The organism is Magnetospirillum sp. SS-4 (genome assembly GCF_902729425.1).
In the GTDB taxonomy this organism is placed as follows: Bacteria; Pseudomonadota; Alphaproteobacteria; order Rhodospirillales; family Magnetospirillaceae; genus Phaeospirillum.
Window position 1 is genome coordinate 1 of sequence record NZ_CACVCH010000049.1, and the last position, 18,532, is coordinate 18,532.

Below are 18,532 nucleotides of genomic sequence, written 5' to 3' on the forward strand. Positions count from 1 at the left end.
TTTCAAACTGAGACACTACCGCTGTGGGCGGTCTCGCGCCTTCCCCTCGGGCTGGCGGAATGCGCGGGAATGGGTATAGTCTGCCTCCAGCTTTTTCCTACAATGGTCGCTTCCATGTCTACCGCGCCTTTTTCCCGTCCGCGTCCCTTGGTCCTGTGCATCCTCGATGGTTGGGGCTGGCGGGAGGAGCGGGCCGACAACGCCATCGCCCAGGCCGACACCCCCAACTGGGACCGCTTCCTCGGCGCCTATCCCCATTCGTTGCTGCATAGCTCGGGCCTTCAGGTGGGGCTGCCCGACGGCCAGATGGGCAATTCCGAGGTCGGGCACATGAATCTGGGGGCCGGCCGGGTGGTGATGCAGGACCTGCCGCGCATCGACGCCGCCGTCGCCGACGGATCGCTGGCCCGCAATCCGGGGCTGTTGGACCTGATCGCCAGGGTCAAGGCCCGGGGCGGGGTCTGCCACCTGATGGGGCTCTTGAGCCCCGGCGGCGTCCATTCCCACCAGGACCACTTGGCGGCGCTGGCGCGCGCCGTCGCCGATGCCGGGGTGCCGGTCAGGGTTCACGCCTTCCTCGACGGCCGCGATGTGCCGCCGTCCTCGGCCAGGGAATACCTGGAACGCTTCGAGGCCGACATCAGGGGCCATGACGCCAGCATCGCCACGGTGTCGGGGCGCTATTACGCCATGGACCGCGACAAGCGCTGGGACCGGGTCGCCTTGGCGTGGAACGCCATGGTCGAGGCCCGGGGCGAGACCGCCGCCGACGCCATCGGCGCGGTCGCCCAGTCCTACGCCGCCGGCAAGACCGACGAATTCGCGCTGCCGACGGTGATCGGGGGCTATGGCGGCATGAAGGACGGCGACGGCCTGCTGATGGGCAATTTCCGCGCCGACCGGGCGCGGGAGATTCTCGCCAGCCTGCTGGACCCGGCCTTCGACGGCTTCGAACGGCCGAGACGGCCGGCTTTCGCCGCCAGCCTGGGCCTGACCGAATATTCCAAGGACCTCAACGCCCTGCTGGGGGCGCTATTTCCGGCGGAATCGCTCGCCAACATCCTGGGCGAGGTGCTGAGCGGCGCCGGCCTGACCCAGCTGCGCATCGCCGAGACCGAGAAATACGCCCACGTCACCTTCTTCTTCAACGGCGGGCGCGAGATGGTGTTTCCCGGCGAGGAGCGCATCCTGGTGCCCAGCCCCAAGGTCGCCACCTACGATCTCCAGCCGGAGATGTCGGCGGCCGAAGTCACCGACCGGCTGGTCGAGGCCATCGGATCGGGGCGCTTCGACGTGGTGGTGGCGAATTACGCCAATGGCGACATGGTCGGCCATACCGGCTTCCTCGACGCGGCCATCAAGGCCGCGCGGACCGTCGATGCCTGCCTGGGCCGGCTGGAGACGGCGGTCAAGGCGGCGGGCGGCGTCATGCTGGTCACCGCCGATCACGGCAACGCCGAACAGATGAGGGACCCGGCCACCGGCGAGCCCCATACCGCCCATACCACCGGTCCGGTGCCGCTGGTGCTGGTGGCACCGCCGGCCGGAATCGACGGCGTGGCCGATGGCCGGCTGGCCGACGTGGCGCCCACCATGCTGGCGCTGCTGGGGCTGGCCCAGCCCGCCGAGATGGGCGGGCATTCCCTGCTGGTCCGACGTGCGGCGGTGGCTTAGCTCCGCCGCCGTCGCCATCATCCTGCTCGCGGGCGGGAGCGGCGCCGCTTTGGCCAGTTGGGACCGGCCGGTGGATGCCGGCCAGCGCCTGCGGGAACTGGAAGGCGAACTGGAACGGTTCCGCGCCGAGCACGACGAGATCAGGCGCAAGGCCGCCGCCCTGTCCCAGGAGACCAACAGCCTGCGGGCCGAGATGGTCCGGGCCGCCCGCGCCGCCCAGGAGAGCGAGGATATGCTGACCGGGCATGAAATCCGGCTGGAGGATCTGCGAACCCGCGAGATCGCCGATTCCGAGGCGCTCAAGCGCCGCTCGCAGCAGATGGTCGGCGTGCTGACCGCCTTGCAGCGTCTGGCCTGGCGTCCGACCGAGGCGCTGCTGGCCCAGCCCCAGACTCCGGCCGAGACGGTGCGCTCGGCCATCCTGCTGCGCGCGGCGGTGCCGCAGATCGAGCAATCGGCCCGCGACCTCAAGGTCGACATCGACCGAGTCACCCGGCTGCGCGCCGAGATCGGCGAACAGCACCAGAAGATCGCCATCACCACCGGCCATCTGGAAAAGGAGCATATCCGCCTCAAGGACATGTTCGAGCGCAAGAGCGTGGTTCATCAGGAAACCGAGCAGGAGCGCCGCGCCGCCGAACTGAGGCTGTCGGAATTGGCCAGTCAGGCCGAGGATCTGCGCGACCTGCTGGCCCGGCTGGAACAAGAGCGCGAGCGCCGGCTGATGGAAGCGGCCGCCAAGGCCGCCGCCGAGAGGGCCGCCCGCGACGCCGAGGCCGCCGCCCGGCGTATCGCCCGCGAGGCCGAACTGGCTGCCGAGAGGGCCGCCCGCGAGGCCGAACAGGCGGCGTTGCGGGCGCAGCAGCAGGCCGCCGCCGACCGCGAGCGCGAACTGACCAAGGCCCAGGCCGCGGCCCGCGAGCGCGAGCAGGCCCAGGCCCAGGCGGCGCACGAGGCAGAGCTGAAGGCCCAGGCCGAGGCCAAGGAAAAGCAACTGGCGGCGCAGCAGGCCGCCCGGGACGCCGAGCAGGCCGCCCGCGAGGCCGCCGCCACCCGGCCGGTCAAGAGCGAGGTGCCGTTCAGCCAGTCGCGCGGCAAGCTGCTGTTTCCCGCCCGCGGCAAGGTGGTCGAGGGGTTCGGGCGGACCAACGAGGTCGGCCACGTCAACAAGGGCATCTCCATCCTGACCCGCAAGGCGGCCCAGGTCATCGCCCCCATCGAGGGACAGGTGGTGTTCGCCGGCCCGTTCCGGGGCTATGGCCTGCTCTTGATCATCGAACACAGCGAGGGCTATCATACGCTGCTCGCGGGAATGGCTCAGCTCGACTGCTCGGTCGGTCAGAGACTTGCCGCGGGAGAGCCCGTCGGCGTAATGGGGCAGGACGACGCCAAGCCCAAACTCTATGTCGAGCTGCGCCGCAGCGGCCAGCCGGTCAACCCGTTGCCTTGGCTCATGGCACAAAAAAGTAAGGCCAGTGGATGATTCGCAAGATAATGATGGCGGCGGGAACCGTTGCTCTGCTGTCGACGACCGCCCTCACCCCCGTTTCCGCCAGCGCCGCCGAGCGCAAGGAGACCTACAGGCTTCTCGACCTGTTCGCCGAGGTCTTCGACAAGGTCCGCTCGGAATATGTCGAGCCGGTCAACGAGGAGGAACTGATCGAGGCGGCCCTGAACGGCATGCTGACCTCGCTCGATCCCCATTCGGCATACCTGAACACCAAGAATTCCAAGGATATGGATATCCAGACCCGTGGCGAGTTCGGCGGCCTGGGGCTTGAGGTGTCCATGGAAGGCGGCTGGGTCAAGGTGGTCTCCCCCATCGACGACACCCCCGCCTATCGCGCCGGCATGCAGCCCGGCGATTTCGTCACCCACCTGGACGGCGAGCCGGTCCAGGGGCTGTCGCTGTCCGAGGCGGTGGATCGCATGCGCGGACCGCCCAACACCGACATCAAGCTGACGGTGCGCCGCATCGGCATCGATGCTCCGTTCGACGTCAAGCTGACCCGGGCGATCATCAAGGTGCAGACCGTCAAGGTCCAGGTCCATGGCGACATCGGCTACATCCGGGTGTCGCAGTTCAGCGCCACCACCAATGACGACCTGAAGCGGCTGGTGGCCCAGATCAAGAAGGACATCGGCAAGACCCCGACCGGCTTCGTCCTGGACCTGCGCAACAATCCCGGCGGCCTGCTGGATCAGGCGGTGGCGGTGTCGGACGCCTTCCTCGACAAGGGCGAGATCGTATCGACCCGCTCGCGCCGGCCCGAGGACACCCAGCGCTTCAACGCCCGTTCCGGCGACATCGCCGAGGGGCTGCCGCTGGCGGTGCTGATCAACGACGGCTCGGCCTCGGCGTCCGAAATCGTCGCCGGCGCCCTCCAGGACCACAAGCGCGCCGTCATCATGGGCACCCGCTCGTTCGGCAAGGGGTCGGTCCAGACCCTGATTCCGCTGCCCGGCCACGGGTCCATGCGGCTGACCACGGCGCGCTACTACACGCCGTCGGGCCGGTCCATCCAGGCGGTCGGCATCGAACCGGACATCAAGGTCGCCCAGTCCAAGATCGAGCCCATCGCCGGGGCCGAGCGCGAGCGCCGTAGCGAGGCCTCGCTGCGCAAGGCCCTGCCCAATCCCAACGGCGGCAAGAATCCCGACAAGGACCGGGAGCTGAGGGAGAAGGAGCAGAAGGAGCGGGAGCAGAAGGAAAAGGACAAGGCGGCCACCGTCACGCCGCACGCCGATCCGGCCGCGCCCGGGGGCAAGCCCGAGACGCCCGCTCCCATCAAGCTGGGCGATCCCGCCCAGGACTATCAGCTGGCGCGGGCGCTGGACCTGCTGCGCGGACTGTCGGTCTATCGTCCGGCCGCCCGGTAGGGCTTGCCGTTCATGGCCGGTGACCGTCACGACGATCTCGACGACCTCGACGAGGATTCACCGCCCGAGATCGTCGTTGACGACTACCCGCAGAAGAAGTCGCTCAACCTCAAACCCATCCTCACCGGTCTTCTGGTGCTGGTGCTGGGCGGCGGGTTGGGCGGCGCCGTCTATCTGTTCTCCAATTACGAAATCCGCGACCTGATCGGCCTGCTGGACATCGCCGATTCGGAACCGCGCCTGTCCATGTCGTTGCCGGGCAAGGGCGAGGCGGGCAAGGGCGAGGCTGCTCCGGCCGCCGTCGCCATCGGCGGCGGTCTGCTGACGCCGCCCGGCGTTTCTGGCCGCGGAGACATCCTCAAGGCGATCCCCGACGACACTCCGCCCGCCGATGCGCCGCCACCCAACGCGCCTTCTTCCGGTGTTCCGCCGCCGGCTGTCGCCGCGTCTCCACCGCCCGCGTCGTCTCCCGATCCCGAGGCCGACGCGCTGGCCCGGCTGGAGGCCGGATCTGCGCCGCCGCCGCCGGCCGCCAAGGCGGCGCCGGTGGACGCATCGGGGATTCCCACCCAGCCGTCGCCCCGCACCGCCGACAAGCCGCCCACCTTCGACCAGTTGGCCGGCGTCAAGGGCGATTCCAAGCCGCTGCCCCCCGCTCCGGCAAAGGATCTGCTGCGCAAGACCCAGGCGGGCGACCTGCCGTTTCCCGGCCCCGACGGCCGTCAGCCCTGGCAGGTCTATTCCCGGCCGTGGTCCGGTCCCGCCGACAAGGGCAAGGTGGCGGTGGTGGTGGTGGATCTGGGGCTGGACAAGGCCGCGACCGAGGCCGCCATCGCCAAGCTGCCGCCGGAGGTCACCCTGGCCTTCAGCCCCTATGCCCCGTCATTGGACAAGTGGGTGAAGAAGGCCCGCGATTTCGGCCACGAGGTGCTGCTGGTGCTGCCGGCCGAGGCCTCGGGCTATCCCAACCGTGATCCCGGCCCCTATGGCCTGCTGACCTCGCTGTCGCCGGAATCCAACCTGACCCGCCTGGAAACCGTGATGGCCAAGGCGGTGGGCTATGCCGGGCTGGTGTCGCTGGGCGGACTTTACGCCGCCTCGCCGCAGATGGCGGGAACCCTGGGGGTGGTCCGCGATCACGGCCTGATGTTCATCGGTTCCGGCGCCGCGCCGCCCGACCGGGTGCCGGCCATCGCGCCGGTCGCCGGGGTGGTGGACAGCGATCCGTTCCGCGAGGCCATCGACATGCGGCTCAATCAGGTCAGCATCGCCGCCCGCACCAAGGGACGCGCCGTCGCCGCCGTCACCGCCCGGCCGCTGTCGCTGGCCCGCCTGATGGCCTGGATCAACGATCTGGAGGGCCAGGGACTGGTGCTGACCCCGGCCTCCGCCGTGGTGGTTCCGCCTCCCGCGCCAGGAAAGTCATGATGTCGAAAGATCGCAAGCTGCTGCCCCTGGATCAGCGTCCCTACCGTCCCGGCATCGGTCTGGTGCTGCTTAATTCCCGTGGGCTGGCCTTTGTCGCCCAGCGCATCGACACTCCGGACGACGCCTGGCAATTTCCCCAGGGCGGCATGGACGAGGGCGAGGCTCCCCGCCAGACGGCGCTGCGCGAGATGAAGGAGGAGATCGGCACCGACAAGGCCGAGATCGTCGCCGAATCCAGCGACTGGATCGCCTACGACCTGCCGCCCGACATCGCAGACAAGGTCTGGAAGGGCCGGTATCGGGGGCAATCCCAGAAATGGTTCTGCGCCCGCTTCACCGGCGCCGATGCCGATATCGATCTGGCGACCGCGCACCCCGAGTTCAGCCGGTGGCAATGGATGGATCTGGCCCGGGTACCGGAGCTTATCGTTCCGTTCAAGCGGGCGCTTTACGATCGCGTGGTGGCCGAATTCCTGCCGGTCGCGCGGGCGATGGGGCGACGGCCCGGGTGACGCCGCCGTCGGGCTCTTGCCGATTAAGCTTGTAATCTGCGGGGGACTGGCCCATGGTCGGTCCGTCCTTCTTCCTACCGTGGGAACCTGCTGACAGGTTCCGGTGCCGCCTTCGTGTGACATCGCTGGTCGATTGATCGAACCCCCGCATGACTTTGTGCGGGGCGATACCGCTATTACTGGAGAGTTCCATGCCGACTGGCACCGTGAAATGGTTCAACAGCACCAAGGGTTACGGCTTCGTTCAGCCCGATGACGGCTCCGCCGACGTCTTCGTCCACATCTCCGCCGTCGAGCGTGCCGGCATGGGCAACCTCAACGAGGGGCAGAAGCTGTCGTTCGAGACCGAGCGCGACCCCCGCAAGGGCAAGACCTCGGCCGTGAACCTGAAGGCCATCTGAGCCTGCCGGTTTCCGGATGAAGATGAAGGGGCGCGGCTCGGCCGCGCCCCTTTTTCGTGTCCGCCGCATTGATGACGGCGCGTTCCGGGGCCATACTCAGAAGATGACCCGACAATCGCAGGGAGTACCGCCATGCCGCCCCGTCTGATCAAGGACGTCATCAGGAATCAGGCCATCCTCGCCATGGCGCCCGATGCCTCGGTGCGGGAGGCCGCCCGTCGGATGAAGCAGGATCGGGTCGGTTCCGTCATGGTGGTGGAGGATGGCCGGCTGACCGGAATCTTCACCGAGCGCGACGGCCTGTTCCGGGTGCTGGCCGAGGGGCTGGACCCCGAGACGACGCCGCTGGCGGCGGTGATGACCGCCCATCCGGCCACCATCACCGCCGACCGCAAGCTGGGCCACGCCCTGCACATGATGAGCGACGCCGGATACCGCCACATGCCGGTGGTGGAGGACGGCCGCCCCATCGGCATGATCTCCATCCGCGACGCCCTGGGCTCGGAACTCAGCGCCTTCGAGCGGGAGGCCGAGGCCAAGGCGGAACTGGGCGAGATTCTGGGCTAGCCCATCCGGCCGTCCCTGGGTAGTGTATCCGACCCCATTTTCGGAGAGTCTGTGCCTTGAAGTATGTGAGCACGCGCGGGAAAGCACCGGTTCTTGATTTCGACGACGTCCTGCTGGCCGGTCTGGCCCGCGACGGCGGCCTGTATCTGCCCGAAAGCTGGCCGGTGTTTTCCGCCGCCGAGATCAGGGCCATGCGCGGCCTGTCCTATGCCGAACTGGCGGCGCGGATCATGCGCCCCTTCGTCGAGGGCTGTCTGAACGACGCCGATCTCGCCCGGCTGTGCGCCGAATCCTATGGCGGCTTCACCCATCCGGCGGTGGCGCCGCTGCGCCAGATCGGCCACAACCAGTGGGTCATGGAACTGTTCCACGGCCCGACCCTGGCCTTCAAGGACTATGCCCTGCAACTGGTCGGCCGCCTGTTCGACCATGTGCTGAAAAAGAAGAACCAGCGCGTCACCATCGTCGGCGCCACTTCGGGCGATACCGGCTCGGCCGCCATCGAGGCCTGCCGCGACCGCGCCGCCGTGGACATCGTCATCCTGCATCCCCGGGGGCGGGTGTCCGAGGTGCAGCGCCGCCAGATGACCACGGTGCTGTCGTCCAATGTCCGCAACCTGGCGGTGGACGGCACCTTCGACGACTGTCAGGATCTGGTCAAGGCCCTGTTCAACGACGCCGCCTTCCGCGACGAGATCAATCTGTCGGCGGTCAATTCCATCAACTGGGCCAGGGTCATGGCCCAGATCGTCTATTACTTCGCCGCCGGGGTGGCGCTGGGCGCCCCCGACGTCCCCATGAGCTTTTCGGTTCCCACCGGCAATTTCGGCAACGTCTTCGCCGGCTATGCCGCCCGGCTGATGGGATTGCCGGTGGACCGGCTGATCGTCGGCTCCAACGCCAACGACATCCTCACCCGCTTTTTCGAGGGCGGCGTGATGAAGACCGAGGGCGTGGTTCCGTCGCTGTCTCCCAGCATGGACATCCAGGTCTCCAGCAATTTCGAGCGGCTGATGTATCTGGCGCTGAACGGCGACGGCGCCGCCGTGGACCGGCTGATGGGCGAATTCCGCGGTCATGGCGCCATGGTCATGCCCCAGGGGGCGTGGTCGTCCATGCGGGACGTGTTCGAGGCCTATCGCTTCGACGACGAGGCGACCCTGGCCGCCATGCGCAGCCTGAAGCGCTCGACCGGCGAGAGTCTCGACCCCCACTCCGCCATCGGCGTGGCCGCCGCTCTCAAGGGGCATTCCCGCAAGGACGCCACCGTGGTGGCTCTGGCCACCGCGCATCCGGCCAAGTTTCCCGACGCGGTCGAAAGGGCGACCGGCATCCGCCCCGGCCTGCCCGCGCACATGGCCGACCTGTTCCAGCGCGCCGAACGTATGGATTCCATGGCCAACGATGTCGACGCGCTGAAGTCCTATGTCCGCGCCTTCGCCGGACGGACCGGGGCATGAACACAATCCGGGAGACCGTTCTTTCCTCCGGCCTCAAGGTGGTCACCGATCCCATGGACACGGTGGAGACCGTGTCGGTGGGGGTGTGGGTCGAGGCCGGCACCCGCCACGAGCCGGCCGAGATCAACGGCGTGTCGCATCTGCTGGAGCACATGGCCTTCAAGGGGACCGAGCGGCGTTCGGCCCAGGATATCGCCGAGGAGATGGATTCCTGCGGCGGCCACCTCAACGCCTATACCGCCCGCGACCACACCGCCTATTACGCCAAGGTGCTGAAGGAGGATGCCGGTCTGGCGCTGGACATCATCTCGGACATTCTTCAGCACTCGGTGCTGGATTCCGAGGAACTGGCGCGCGAGCAGGCGGTGGTGGTCCAGGAGATCAGCCAGGCCATCGACACGCCCGACGACATCATCTTCGATCATTTCCAGGCAGTGGCCTATCCCGACCAGCCGCTGGGCTGCGCCGTGCTGGGGACCGAGGCGCTGGTACGGTCCATGAGCCGCGACAGCGTGCTGGGCTACATGCGCGACCATTACTCGGCGTCGCGCATGGTGCTGTCGGCCTCGGGCCGCATCGATCACGACACCCTGGTCGCGGCAGCCGAGACCGCCTTCGCCGGGTTGCCGCCCCACCTGGAGGCGACCACCCAGCCGGCCCGCTACCGGGGCGGCGATTTCCGCGAGGACCGCGACCTGGAGCAGGTCCATGTCGTGCTGGGCTTCGATGGCGTCGCCTACGACGATCCCGACTATTATTGCGCCTCGGTGCTGTCGACCCTGCTGGGCGGCGGCATGTCGAGCCGGCTGTTCCAGGAGGTGAGGGAAAAGCGCGGCCTGGTCTATTCCATCTATTCCTTCGCCTCGTCGTATGCGGATGGCGGCCTGTTCGGCGTCTATGCCGGCACCGGCGAGGACGAGGTGGCGGAACTGATCCCGGTGATGTGCGACGAGATCGTCAAGGTAGGCGGCGGCGTCCGCGAGGCAGAGGTTCATCGTGCCCGCGCCCAGCTCAAGGCCTCGATCCTGATGAGCCTGGAAAGCACCACGTCCCGCTGCGAGCAGTTGGCCCGCCAGATCGCCGTCTACGGCCGGCCGCTGCCGGTGGCCGAGGTGGTCGCCAAGGTCGAGGCCATCACCGCCGAGGATTGCGCCCGGGTGGCGCGTCGCCTGTTCGCCGGCTCCCCCACCTTTGCCGCCATCGGCCCGCTGGCCAATGTGGAAGACTACGACCGGGTGGCGGCCCGCCTCAAGAACTGAGCCGGCTTCGGCTCAGTCCTGCCCGTCCGGCGAACCGCCGCGATAGCCGGTGGCGACCACGTAGGTCTCGGCCGAGCCCTGGCGGCTGGCCGGCGGCTTGGCGTGGCGGACGCTGGCGAAGTTCTTTTTCAGCAGGTCCAGCAGGGTTTTCTCCGTGCCGCCCTGGAACACCTTGGCGACGAAGGCGCCGCCCGGCGACAGCACTTCCATGGCGAAGTGCAAGGCCACCTCCACCAGGCCGATGATGCGCAGATGGTCGGTGGACGGATGGCCGGTGGTGGGGGCGGCCATGTCGGACAGGACCAGATCGGCGGGGCCGCCCAGGGCCTGCTTCAGCCGGTCGGGGGCGTCGTCGGCCAGGAAGTCGCCCTGAAGGGTGATGGCCCCCGGCACCGGGTCCCATTCCAGGATGTCCATGCCGACGACGATGCCGCCCTTGGGGCCGTCGGGGTTGATCTTCTGCACCGCCACCTGGGTCCAGCCGCCGGGAGCCGCCCCCAGGTCCACCACCCGCAGGCCGGGTTTCAGCAGATGGAAGCGTTCATCCAGCTGGATCAGCTTGAATGCGGCGCGCGAGCGATAGCCCTGGCGCTTGGCCTCGTGGACATAGGGGTCGTTGAGCTGGCGTTGCAGCCACAGGGTCGACGACAGCTTGCGCCGCTTGGCGGTCTTGACCCTGACGGTCATTTCCCGCGAGGTTCCCGGCGCCGACCCCGTCGCCCGTCCGCCGCCCTTCTTCCTGCCGCCGCCGTTCACCATGACCTCTTCGCCTTTCCGGCCGTATCCTCGCGCATCATACCCAGCAGGACGCCTTCGCGCACGCCGCGATCCGCCACCTTCAGGCGCCCCAGCGGCCACAGCCGGCAGACCGCTTCCAAGATGGCGCAACCGGCCACCACCAGATCGGCGCGCTCGGGGCCGATGCAGGGGTGGGCGGCGCGCTCGTCCTGGGTCATGGCGGCAAGGCGGCGGGTGACGGCGGCGATATCCTTGAAGGACAGATCCAGCCCGTCCACCTGCGAGCGGTCATAGCGTTCCAGCCCCAGATGCAGCGCCCCCAGGGTGGTCACGGTGCCCGAGGTTCCCAGCATCTGCACCAGATTGCCGGCCATCATGGCGGCGATGGCGTGAATGCTCTCGAACGGGCGAAAGGCGCTGCCGATCCGCTCGACGATGGCGGCATAGCCGGCGTTGCTGGCCAGTTCGGCGGCCCATTGCTCGGCCAGGGTCACCACGCCGGTCGGAATGGACTGGGTGCCCATGATGGTCTGGCCGGACGGGGCGTTGCGAACCCAGACCAGTTCGGTGGAGCCGCCGCCGATGTCGAACACCAGCGCCCACGGCACATGCGGGTCCAGCAGCGAGGCGCAGCCGGTCATGGCCAGTCCGGCCTCCTCCGCCGGCGAGACGATCTCGGGGATCAGGCCGGTGCGCTCGCGGATGCGGGCGGTGAATTCGGCGCCGTTGCTGGCGCGGCGGCAGGCCTCGGTCGCCACCAGGCGGGCGCGGTTGACCTGATTGCGCTCCATCTTGACGACGCAGGCTTCCAGCGCGTCGAGGGTACGCTCCATGGCGGCCTCGGACAGCCTGCCGGAGGCGGACAGCCCCTCGCCCAGCCGGGTCACCCGGGAAAAGGCGTCCACCACCCGGAAACCGCGCTGGGTCGGACGCGCCACCAGCATGCGGCAATTGTTGGTGCCAAGGTCGAGCGCGGCGTAAAGCGGGGCAGGCGACATGGATGGGATGACTCGGAAAGGGTGCTCTGGAACGCGGCGCGGGACCTGGACGGCACGGGCGGCGGATGTTACCCCGGATTGCCGCCGGCAGGGAAGCCCGCTCTCCCCCCGGAACGGCGAGGCCTCCTTCCTGGAATCGCGGGGGGCGGTTGCGTCTCCTTCCGGCAATCTCTACCATCCGCCTTCATCTCGCAGACCAGGAGAGTTTCATGGCCGATCCGCTGTTGCCCGCCGACCAGAGCCGCATCCAGCATCTGGTGACCGTCTTCGGACGCATCGGCGAGGAACGGATGAAGGATCTCGGCCTCTACAATCCCGCGCTTCAGGTGGAAGCGGTTGGCTTTCGCCGATGGAACGGCTGGCTGGCCGGGGTGCTGGTGACGCCGTGGTTCATGAATTTCGTCATGCTGCCCGCCGACGCCTCCACCAGCCTGGAGAACGCCGAGGTCGGCTCGCGCCGGCGCATCGACCTGCCCAAGGGGCAGGTGGTGTTCGTGATCGGCGAGGTCGACGATGTCGGCCCCTATCTGTCTTATTCCATTCATTCGCCCATGGGCCAGTTTCCCGATCACGCCTCGGCCTCCACCACCGCCTGGGCCGCCGTCGGTCCCTATTTCCTGGAGCCGGGTGAGGAACCGGGCGGCGAATGCGGCTTTGGCTGGGGTGTCAACAAAGGGCCATGAGGACGCTCGTTCTTCTTCTCCTTCTCCTGCTGCTGCCGTTGTCGGGCGCGGTTTTGCCGGCGCAGGCGGCGGAGATGCTGGTTCCCTGTCCGGGCTGTCCGCCCATGGCGATCGTTCCGGCCGGCGACTTCATCATGGGCGACGCCCGCACCGCCGCCAAGTCGGAGAAACCGGAGGTGGCGGTCGGCATTCCCCGCCGCTTCGCCCTCGGTGTCACCGAGGTCAGCTTCGACCAGTGGCAGGCATGCGCCGACGATGGCGCCTGCCGGGGCGGGCTCGACGATCATGGCTGGGGCAGGGGGGAACGGCCCGCCATCAACATGACCTGGGAGGAGGCCGCCGCCTTCGCCGCCTGGGTCGGCAGACGGTCCGGCCTTGCCTGCCGCCTGCCCGACGAGGCCGAATGGGAATACGCCGCCCGCGCCGGCACCCGTACCGGCTTCTGGTGGGGCGACCAGACCGGCGACGGCAACGCCAATTGCCGCGATTGCTCGGCCGCCATCGATCATCCCTACGGTTCGGTTCCGGTGGCGAGTTATCCGCCCAATCCCTGGGGGCTGCACGACATGAACGGCAATGTGTGGGAATGGACCCGCTCGTGCTGGACGGCGACACACGCCGCGCCCTCGGGCGAGGACGCCGCGACCTGCCGCGACCGGGTGATCAAGGGCGGTTCGTGGTATTACTTCTCCACCATGTCGCGCGCCTCGGCCCGTGCCCGCAACGATGGCCGGGCGTGGAGCTACAATATCGGCCTGCGGGTGTTGTGCGAATTGCCGTGACCGGAACGCGCCCTATTCGATCAGGCCGCGGCGCAGGGCATAGGCGGTCAGTTCCGCCGAATTGTGCAGGTCCAGCTTCTGCATGATCTTGGTGCGGTGGGTTTCCACCGTCTTGACGGCGATGCCGAGTTCATCGGCGATCTCGCGATTCTTCAGCCCCTGGGCGATCAGCTTCAGAACTTCGCTCTCGCGCGGGGTCAGGGCGGCGTTGCCGTCGGTCTCCTCCAGGTATTCCCGGACCAGATCCGCCGACAGGCCCGGCCCCAGATAGGTCTTGCCGGCGCAGACCGCGGTGATGGCGGTCATCAGTTCGCCGTGGCCCAGCTTCTTCAGGGCGTAGCCGTCGGCTCCGGCGGCCAGCGCCTCGGCGACGCGGCGTTCGCAATTGGCGGTGGTCAGCACCAGCACCCTGACCTTGGGGGCCAACTGCTTGATGCGGCGGGTCGCCTCGACCCCGTCCAGTTCGGGCATGGACAGGTCCATCAGCACCACGTCGGGCAGCAGGGATTGGGTCAGGGCGATGGCGGCCTTGCCGTCCTCGGCCTCGCCGACCACGGCGACGTCGTCAGCCGCCAGCAGGGCCACCAGTCCCTGACGGACCAGCTGCTGATCCTCGGCAATAACAATGCGAACCGTCACGTCAGCTCTCCTCGACACCCGCCAGGATCATCGCCGAGATATCCCCATACATCAAGGGTCCTAAGACGTTTGACCCGACAGTTCCCCATATCGTCCGGCGATGGCGGCGAAACTGTCGTAGCGCCGGATGGTCTCATCCGACAGGGCGACGCCGTAATGGCTCTCCAGGGCCAGCATCACCGCCAGATGGCCGACGCTGTCCCAGGCGGGATGGCGTCCCAGGCCGCTGTCGGCGGTTATGGAATCCGGCCGGCAGTCCAGGGCGGCGGCGACAAGAGAACGGGGGGCGGGCAACTCGGTCATGACGATTCCTGGACCAGCCGCCGCAGGGCGGCGAGGTCGATCTTGTCGTTGGCGTTGCGCGGCATCTCCGCCACCGGGTGAATGGTACCGGGAACCGCGTGGGAATCCAGCCGCTTTTCCAGGGCGCGCCGCAGGCCGTCCACGTCCAGCCCGCCGGAGGCCGGGACGAAGGCGTGCAGCCGTCCGTCCACCAGTACGGTGGCGGCCTCGGGATGCCCCAGCGCCCGGATGGCGGCGTTGACCTCGTCCAGTTCCAGGCGATAGCCGCGAATCTTGACCTGAGTGTCGCGGCGGTGCTGGAAGAACAGCCGGTTTCCGGCATCCCGCCGGACGATGTCGCCGGTGAGATAGGCCCGGATTTCGCGTCCATCCACCGTGATGGCGCGGAAGGCCTCGCGGGTGCGGACCTCGTCCAGCCAATAGCCGTCGGCCAACTGGGGGCCGCTGATGGCCAGTTCGTCGCCCTGGTCGGTGGGCAGCAAGTGCAGGCCCATGCCGGGAATGGCGGCGCCCAGTTCCACGGTGTCGCCGCTTCCGGACGTCGGCCCGGCTTCATTCAGCCGTGCCAGGGTGCACGACACCGTCGCCTCGGTGGGGCCGTAGGTGTTGTGGATCGCGGCGGCGGGATTGGCGGCCAGCAGGGCGGCCGCCTGGGCGGCGTAGAGCGGTTCGCCGCAGAAGGTGAACAGGCGGACCGAAGCCATGCGGTCCGGGGTCAGGTCGCCGGCCTTGGCCATCATGTCGATCACGCTGGGCACCGAGTTCCAGATGGTCAGCCGCCGCGCCGCGACGAAGCGGCCCGGCAGCATGCGGTCCATCGCCGATTGCAGCGGATGCAGGGCGGCGCCCGAGCACAGCGCGCCATAGACGTCGAGCACGCTGAGGTCGAAGCCGATATTGGGATGCTGCGACCAGCGGTCCCCCGGTCCCGGATTCATCGCCTCCAGCGCCCAGGCGGCATAGTGGTTCAGCGCATGGCGAGGGATCATGACTCCCTTGGGCAGGCCGGTGCTGCCCGAGGTGAAGATGACGTAGGCCAGCCGGTGGGGCGGCCTGGGCGAAAACGGAGCGGCGGCCGGCGGCGGGGGCGGCATCGCCTCGCACCCCTCCGGCAGTGACAGCCCCCCGGTTTCCGACGCGATCACCACGTCCGGCCGGAACAGATCCAAGATGGTCTCCAGCCTGGCCGGAACCGAGGCGGCGTTGCAGGGAAGGTAATAGCCGCCGGCCATCAGGGTGGCAAACATGGCGGCATAGGCGTCCGTCCCCTGGGGCAGCAGGATCGCCACCCGGGGATGGGGGCCGAACCGGGCCAGCGCGGCGGCCATGCCGGCGGCGCGGGCGACGAGATCGCGGTAGCTCGCCGTTCCGCCCTGTTCCACCACCGCCGGGGCGTCGGGGTGGCGGGCGGCGACGTCGAGCAGGCGGCCGACCACGTCCATGTCATTCCCTCCGGGTCAGGGCATGGGGATCGGCCGCCAGCAGGTCCATGGCGGCGGCGTGCAGGTCGGACAGCAGGCAGCAATGGCTGCCGCCGAAGGCGCAAGGGGCCGAGCGCAGTTGTCCCCGCCGGCTCAGTTCCCGCGCCGCCGGCTCGAAATCAGTGGCGATATCCTCGCCGGAACGGGCGAAATAGCGCAGCCGCACGGTCCGCTCGTGCCCGCCGGAATCGACCACCCGCCGCTCCACCCAGACCCAGCGGCGATAGGGGACGTTCGCCAGCGCCTCCACATGGTGCAGGTAGGTGCAGCCCTCGGAAAAGCCGCAGCCCAGCAGCAGCAGCTTGAAGCCGCGACGCATCATGTGGTCGAAATCCGATCCCTCGCCCAGCGAGCTGCCGGGGTCGCTGTCGTCGAGCAGGCGGGAATCGGGGCCGATGCCGGCGTGGTTGTGAATCGGGCACCGGCTGCGCCGGGCGCCGGGCAACTGGCGGACATGCTCGGACAGGGCGCCGGTGGCTTCGCCCGGACGGGTGCGGGGATCGTAGGGCAGGGCGGGGTCGAAGGTGTAGCTGGGCACCACCAGGCTGCCGGCGGCGCCGACCCGGTCTCGCAGCATCGCCGCCAGCCCGGCGGCGCCGCCCTCCAGGTCGCCGAACGACAACAGCCGCGAATGCACCGCCAGCCGGTCGCCGTCGGCGACGCCAAGCGCGTCGAGATGACGGGCAAGCTCAGCCCGGCCGGTCTTGGGCAGCGGCATGATCGTCCTCGGGAACGAGAAGGCCGGCCCCGGCCAGGATGGCGGCCTGCTCGGCCAGCGGCATGACCCCCAGGCCGGAGCGCTCGGCGATTGCGATGAGGTCGCGGCGGCCGTCGGCCTGGTTCATCAGCCACCGCCGCGCCAGCAATTGCCGGTCGGCCGAGGAATCCGGCCTGGACAGGGTGGGCGCCAGATCGTGGCGGGAATAGAACGGCTCGCCGAATGGCCGGGTATTGCGCCATGTCCGATTGGCCTCCAGCACCCGGCAGATATCAAGACAGGCCGAGACCGCCCCGATCAGGGAATCGGCGGCGACATGGTCGAGATTGTCGTCCGAGGTATGGTATTCGGGCGATTCCTGGAAATAGCCGCGCATCAGCGCCGCCACCGGGAAATCATAGCCGGGCGAGCAATAATTGCGCTCGTCGGCACCGCGCGGGTCGAAGTCGAGCACCCGGTGGGGAATGCCGCCGTCGCGAAAGGCTGTCCGCGCCGCCCGCTCGGCCAGGGTGCCGCCCCGCTGCGGCAGTTTCAGGCTGAGAGGCTGACGGTCGCCGATATTGGTCAGCACGTATCCGGCCAGCAGGTGGCGGCGCAGGTGCTCGCCATGGCGCGACAGATAGGCGATCGAGCCGATATTTTCCGGCCCCAGCACGAAGCGGTAGGTCAGCCGCCGCCGGGGCAGCGCCGCCAGGGCGCGATGGAGGAAGGCCAGCACCAGCGGTCCCGACAGCTCGTTGTTGGCCATGGAGGGATGGCAGGTATAGGACGAGAACAGCACCTCGCCCTCCTCGTCGCCGGGCAGGACGCAATCCGACACCCGCATGACTCCGTCGATCAGGTCGGTGTCGACCGTCACCCGGTAGCGGCCCTCGGGCAGGGTGGCGCGCAGGGCGTCGGGCAGGCAGAACCCCCAGCGCGGGGCGTAATAGCTGGTGACGTAGGGGATGGCGTGGGGGCGGTCGGGCAGCGAGTGCAGGTGCGGTTGCAGGTCGGCCAGGGCCAGGGTGCCGCTGAACGGGTGGGAGTAATTGACCAGATGCAGGGTGTGGTCGCGGGCATCGAGGATGCGCCGGCCGGACGGGTCCTCGACGAAGGCCTGGCGGAACACCCATTCCCGGGGCACCTCCCAGTCCAGGATCGGGGTTCCGGTCGGAATGTCCCAGTGGGAGAGCGGCAGCAATTCACCCAGCATGTCGTGGGTTTGGCGCTGGCCCTCGCCGGTGATGCTGCGCATGATCGGCCACAGCCGGCGCAACCAGGATTCGACCTCGTCAGGGCTGGGCAGGCAGGTCATCGAATCCCCCGTCCAGGGCCATCAGCCGGTTGTCACGCTCGTTCGGCTTGAACTTGATGTCGGTGCCGATGCCGAACACCACCACGTCGTCGGGAACCTCGCGGTCGACCACCAGGGCGTTGGCGGCGATGCGGACATTGCGGCCGACCCGGCTGCGGCCCAGGATGGCCGAGCCCGGCCCCATCCACAATCCGCCGGCGATGGTGGGGTAGTGGCCGTGATTGTGGCCGATGGTGCAGTTCTGGGTCAGTACGATGAAGGGACCGAATTCGCCATAGCCGACGACGCTGCCCAGGGCGTGCATGGGAAAGAAGAAATCGATCTCGTCGGTCCGGTAGAAGATGTTCAGGCAGCACTGGCTCTTCATGACGTAGAACAGGCAGTCCAGCAGGGCCTCCGGCGCCTGGGCCAGGAACAGCCGGCGCGAGAACGGGTGCAGCAGGCGGGTCAGGTGCTCGATGTTGAGCGGGTTGACCAGCGGCGTCCCATCCTCGCCCCGATAATAGCGGGCGGTGCAGAACGAGTGCTCGCGGGCGATCTTGGCGTGAACGTCGCGGAAGGTGTCGCGGTATCCGGCCAGCGCCCCGGCCACGCCGGGCAGCGGTCCCTGCCGTTCCATCAGGTGGCGGAAGACTTCCCACGCCGTCTCCTCCGGCCAGCGTCCCGGCTGGGCGTCGAGGGCCAGGGCGGACAGGTCACGGGATCGCGTCAC

19 protein-coding genes are annotated in these 18,532 nt (G+C 68.6%); 11 read left to right on the forward strand and 8 right to left on the reverse strand.

The window, feature by feature from the left end:
• The first annotated feature begins 114 nt into the window (after window positions 1–114).
• The 9 genes from gpmI (at window position 115) to MTBSS4_RS07110 (ending at window position 10,181) form a co-directional block, all read left to right on the forward strand.
• Complete coding sequence (gene gpmI, locus MTBSS4_RS07070; RefSeq protein WP_254432427.1) at window positions 115–1,674, forward strand: 2,3-bisphosphoglycerate-independent phosphoglycerate mutase; 1,560 nt, start codon at window positions 115–117, stop codon at window positions 1,672–1,674.
• Entirely contained in the window at window positions 1,658–3,157 is a 1,500-nt protein-coding gene (locus tag MTBSS4_RS22710) for a murein hydrolase activator EnvC (RefSeq protein ID WP_305792024.1), read from the forward strand. Before gpmI ends, MTBSS4_RS22710 begins: the two co-directional genes overlap by 17 nt.
• The gene (locus tag MTBSS4_RS07080) at window positions 3,154–4,554 is read left to right on the forward strand and encodes a S41 family peptidase (RefSeq protein ID WP_173982705.1); all 1,401 of its coding nucleotides are present in this window, start codon (window positions 3,154–3,156) and stop codon (window positions 4,552–4,554) included. The genes MTBSS4_RS22710 and MTBSS4_RS07080 overlap by 4 nt, the downstream gene beginning before the upstream one ends.
• A 12-nt stretch (window positions 4,555–4,566) precedes the next feature.
• Complete coding sequence (locus MTBSS4_RS07085; RefSeq protein ID WP_173982706.1) at window positions 4,567–5,982, forward strand: divergent polysaccharide deacetylase family protein; 1,416 nt, start codon at window positions 4,567–4,569, stop codon at window positions 5,980–5,982.
• Entirely contained in the window at window positions 5,982–6,494 is a 513-nt protein-coding gene (locus tag MTBSS4_RS07090; RefSeq protein ID WP_173982782.1) for an RNA pyrophosphohydrolase, read from the forward strand. The genes MTBSS4_RS07085 and MTBSS4_RS07090 overlap by 1 nt, the downstream gene beginning before the upstream one ends.
• 191 nt (window positions 6,495–6,685) lie before the next feature.
• Window positions 6,686–6,895 (forward strand): cold-shock protein, encoded by a 210-nt coding sequence (locus tag MTBSS4_RS07095; protein WP_173982707.1) that lies wholly within the window; start codon window positions 6,686–6,688, stop codon window positions 6,893–6,895.
• Between the two features lie 132 nt (window positions 6,896–7,027).
• Window positions 7,028–7,462: a CBS domain-containing protein gene (locus MTBSS4_RS07100; RefSeq protein ID WP_173982708.1), complete on the forward strand. Its 435-nt coding sequence runs from the start codon at window positions 7,028–7,030 to the stop codon at window positions 7,460–7,462.
• 56 nt (window positions 7,463–7,518) lie between these two features.
• Entirely contained in the window at window positions 7,519–8,922 is a 1,404-nt protein-coding gene (gene thrC / locus MTBSS4_RS07105; RefSeq protein ID WP_173982709.1) for a threonine synthase, read from the forward strand.
• Window positions 8,919–10,181 (forward strand): pitrilysin family protein, encoded by a 1,263-nt coding sequence (locus MTBSS4_RS07110; protein WP_173982710.1) that lies wholly within the window; start codon window positions 8,919–8,921, stop codon window positions 10,179–10,181. Before thrC ends, MTBSS4_RS07110 begins: the two co-directional genes overlap by 4 nt.
• 12 nt (window positions 10,182–10,193) lie before the next feature.
• Here MTBSS4_RS07110 and MTBSS4_RS07115 read toward each other — a convergent pair whose 3' ends face one another.
• Together MTBSS4_RS07115 and MTBSS4_RS07120 are read right to left on the reverse strand one after the other, a co-directional pair.
• Window positions 10,194–10,940, reverse strand: a complete 747-nt coding sequence (locus tag MTBSS4_RS07115; protein ID WP_173982711.1) for an RlmE family RNA methyltransferase — start codon at window positions 10,938–10,940, stop codon at window positions 10,194–10,196.
• Complete coding sequence (locus tag MTBSS4_RS07120; RefSeq protein WP_254432428.1) at window positions 10,934–11,917, reverse strand: Ppx/GppA phosphatase family protein; 984 nt, start codon at window positions 11,915–11,917, stop codon at window positions 10,934–10,936. The genes MTBSS4_RS07115 and MTBSS4_RS07120 overlap by 7 nt, the downstream gene beginning before the upstream one ends.
• Before the next feature lie 209 nt (window positions 11,918–12,126).
• On the opposite strand from MTBSS4_RS07120, the gene hybE reads away from it, so the two are divergent.
• Together hybE and MTBSS4_RS07130 are read left to right on the forward strand one after the other, a co-directional pair.
• Window positions 12,127–12,600, forward strand: a complete 474-nt coding sequence (gene hybE / locus MTBSS4_RS07125) for a [NiFe]-hydrogenase assembly chaperone HybE (RefSeq protein ID WP_173982712.1) — start codon at window positions 12,127–12,129, stop codon at window positions 12,598–12,600.
• Entirely contained in the window at window positions 12,597–13,382 is a 786-nt protein-coding gene (locus MTBSS4_RS07130; RefSeq protein ID WP_173982713.1) for an SUMF1/EgtB/PvdO family nonheme iron enzyme, read from the forward strand. Before hybE ends, MTBSS4_RS07130 begins: the two co-directional genes overlap by 4 nt.
• Before the next feature lie 12 nt (window positions 13,383–13,394).
• Here MTBSS4_RS07130 and MTBSS4_RS07135 read toward each other — a convergent pair whose 3' ends face one another.
• Genes MTBSS4_RS07135 through MTBSS4_RS07160 form a run of 6 tightly spaced genes read right to left on the reverse strand, consistent with a single transcriptional unit; the run spans window position 13,395 to window position 18,532 of the window.
• Window positions 13,395–14,021: a response regulator transcription factor gene (locus MTBSS4_RS07135; RefSeq protein ID WP_173982714.1), complete on the reverse strand. Its 627-nt coding sequence runs from the start codon at window positions 14,019–14,021 to the stop codon at window positions 13,395–13,397.
• Window positions 14,022–14,081: 60 nt separating this feature from the next.
• Entirely contained in the window at window positions 14,082–14,324 is a 243-nt protein-coding gene (locus MTBSS4_RS07140; RefSeq protein WP_173982715.1) for an acyl carrier protein, read from the reverse strand.
• Window positions 14,321–15,766: an AMP-binding protein gene (locus MTBSS4_RS07145; RefSeq protein WP_173982716.1), complete on the reverse strand. Its 1,446-nt coding sequence runs from the start codon at window positions 15,764–15,766 to the stop codon at window positions 14,321–14,323. Before MTBSS4_RS07145 ends, MTBSS4_RS07140 begins: the two co-directional genes overlap by 4 nt.
• Window position 15,767: 1 nt before the next feature.
• The gene (locus tag MTBSS4_RS07150) at window positions 15,768–16,523 is read right to left on the reverse strand and encodes an AAC(3) family N-acetyltransferase (protein ID WP_173982717.1); all 756 of its coding nucleotides are present in this window, start codon (window positions 16,521–16,523) and stop codon (window positions 15,768–15,770) included.
• A complete protein-coding gene (locus MTBSS4_RS07155; protein WP_173982718.1) occupies window positions 16,495–17,820 on the reverse strand; it encodes a DUF4910 domain-containing protein in 1,326 nt (441 codons plus the stop codon). The genes MTBSS4_RS07150 and MTBSS4_RS07155 overlap by 29 nt, the downstream gene beginning before the upstream one ends.
• Window positions 17,798–18,532, reverse strand: coding sequence for a hypothetical protein (locus MTBSS4_RS07160; protein WP_173982719.1), 735 nt, complete (start codon window positions 18,530–18,532; stop codon window positions 17,798–17,800). The genes MTBSS4_RS07155 and MTBSS4_RS07160 overlap by 23 nt, the downstream gene beginning before the upstream one ends.

What these genes read in the sequence shown, in the direction of transcription:
- gpmI (WP_254432427.1), top strand. Translation starts at nt 115, where the DNA reads ATGTCTACCGCGCCTTTTTCCCGTCCGCGTCCCTTGGTCCTGTGCATC.
- MTBSS4_RS07080 (WP_173982705.1), top strand. Translation starts at nt 3,154, where the DNA reads ATGATTCGCAAGATAATGATGGCGGCGGGAACCGTTGCTCTGCTGTCG.
- MTBSS4_RS07085 (WP_173982706.1), top strand. Translation starts at nt 4,567, where the DNA reads ATGGCCGGTGACCGTCACGACGATCTCGACGACCTCGACGAGGATTCA.
- MTBSS4_RS07090 (WP_173982782.1), top strand. Translation starts at nt 5,982, where the DNA reads ATGTCGAAAGATCGCAAGCTGCTGCCCCTGGATCAGCGTCCCTACCGT.
- MTBSS4_RS07095 (WP_173982707.1), top strand. Translation starts at nt 6,686, where the DNA reads ATGCCGACTGGCACCGTGAAATGGTTCAACAGCACCAAGGGTTACGGC.
- MTBSS4_RS07100 (WP_173982708.1), top strand. Translation starts at nt 7,028, where the DNA reads ATGCCGCCCCGTCTGATCAAGGACGTCATCAGGAATCAGGCCATCCTC.
- MTBSS4_RS07110 (WP_173982710.1), top strand. Translation starts at nt 8,919, where the DNA reads ATGAACACAATCCGGGAGACCGTTCTTTCCTCCGGCCTCAAGGTGGTC.
- MTBSS4_RS07115 (WP_173982711.1), bottom strand. Translation starts at nt 10,940, where the DNA reads ATGGTGAACGGCGGCGGCAGGAAGAAGGGCGGCGGACGGGCGACGGGG.
- MTBSS4_RS07120 (WP_254432428.1), bottom strand. Translation starts at nt 11,917, where the DNA reads ATGTCGCCTGCCCCGCTTTACGCCGCGCTCGACCTTGGCACCAACAAT.
- hybE (WP_173982712.1), top strand. Translation starts at nt 12,127, where the DNA reads ATGGCCGATCCGCTGTTGCCCGCCGACCAGAGCCGCATCCAGCATCTG.
- MTBSS4_RS07130 (WP_173982713.1), top strand. Translation starts at nt 12,597, where the DNA reads ATGAGGACGCTCGTTCTTCTTCTCCTTCTCCTGCTGCTGCCGTTGTCG.
- MTBSS4_RS07140 (WP_173982715.1), bottom strand. Translation starts at nt 14,324, where the DNA reads ATGACCGAGTTGCCCGCCCCCCGTTCTCTTGTCGCCGCCGCCCTGGAC.
- MTBSS4_RS07145 (WP_173982716.1), bottom strand. Translation starts at nt 15,766, where the DNA reads ATGGACGTGGTCGGCCGCCTGCTCGACGTCGCCGCCCGCCACCCCGAC.
- MTBSS4_RS07150 (WP_173982717.1), bottom strand. Translation starts at nt 16,523, where the DNA reads ATGCCGCTGCCCAAGACCGGCCGGGCTGAGCTTGCCCGTCATCTCGAC.
- MTBSS4_RS07155 (WP_173982718.1), bottom strand. Translation starts at nt 17,820, where the DNA reads ATGACCTGCCTGCCCAGCCCTGACGAGGTCGAATCCTGGTTGCGCCGG.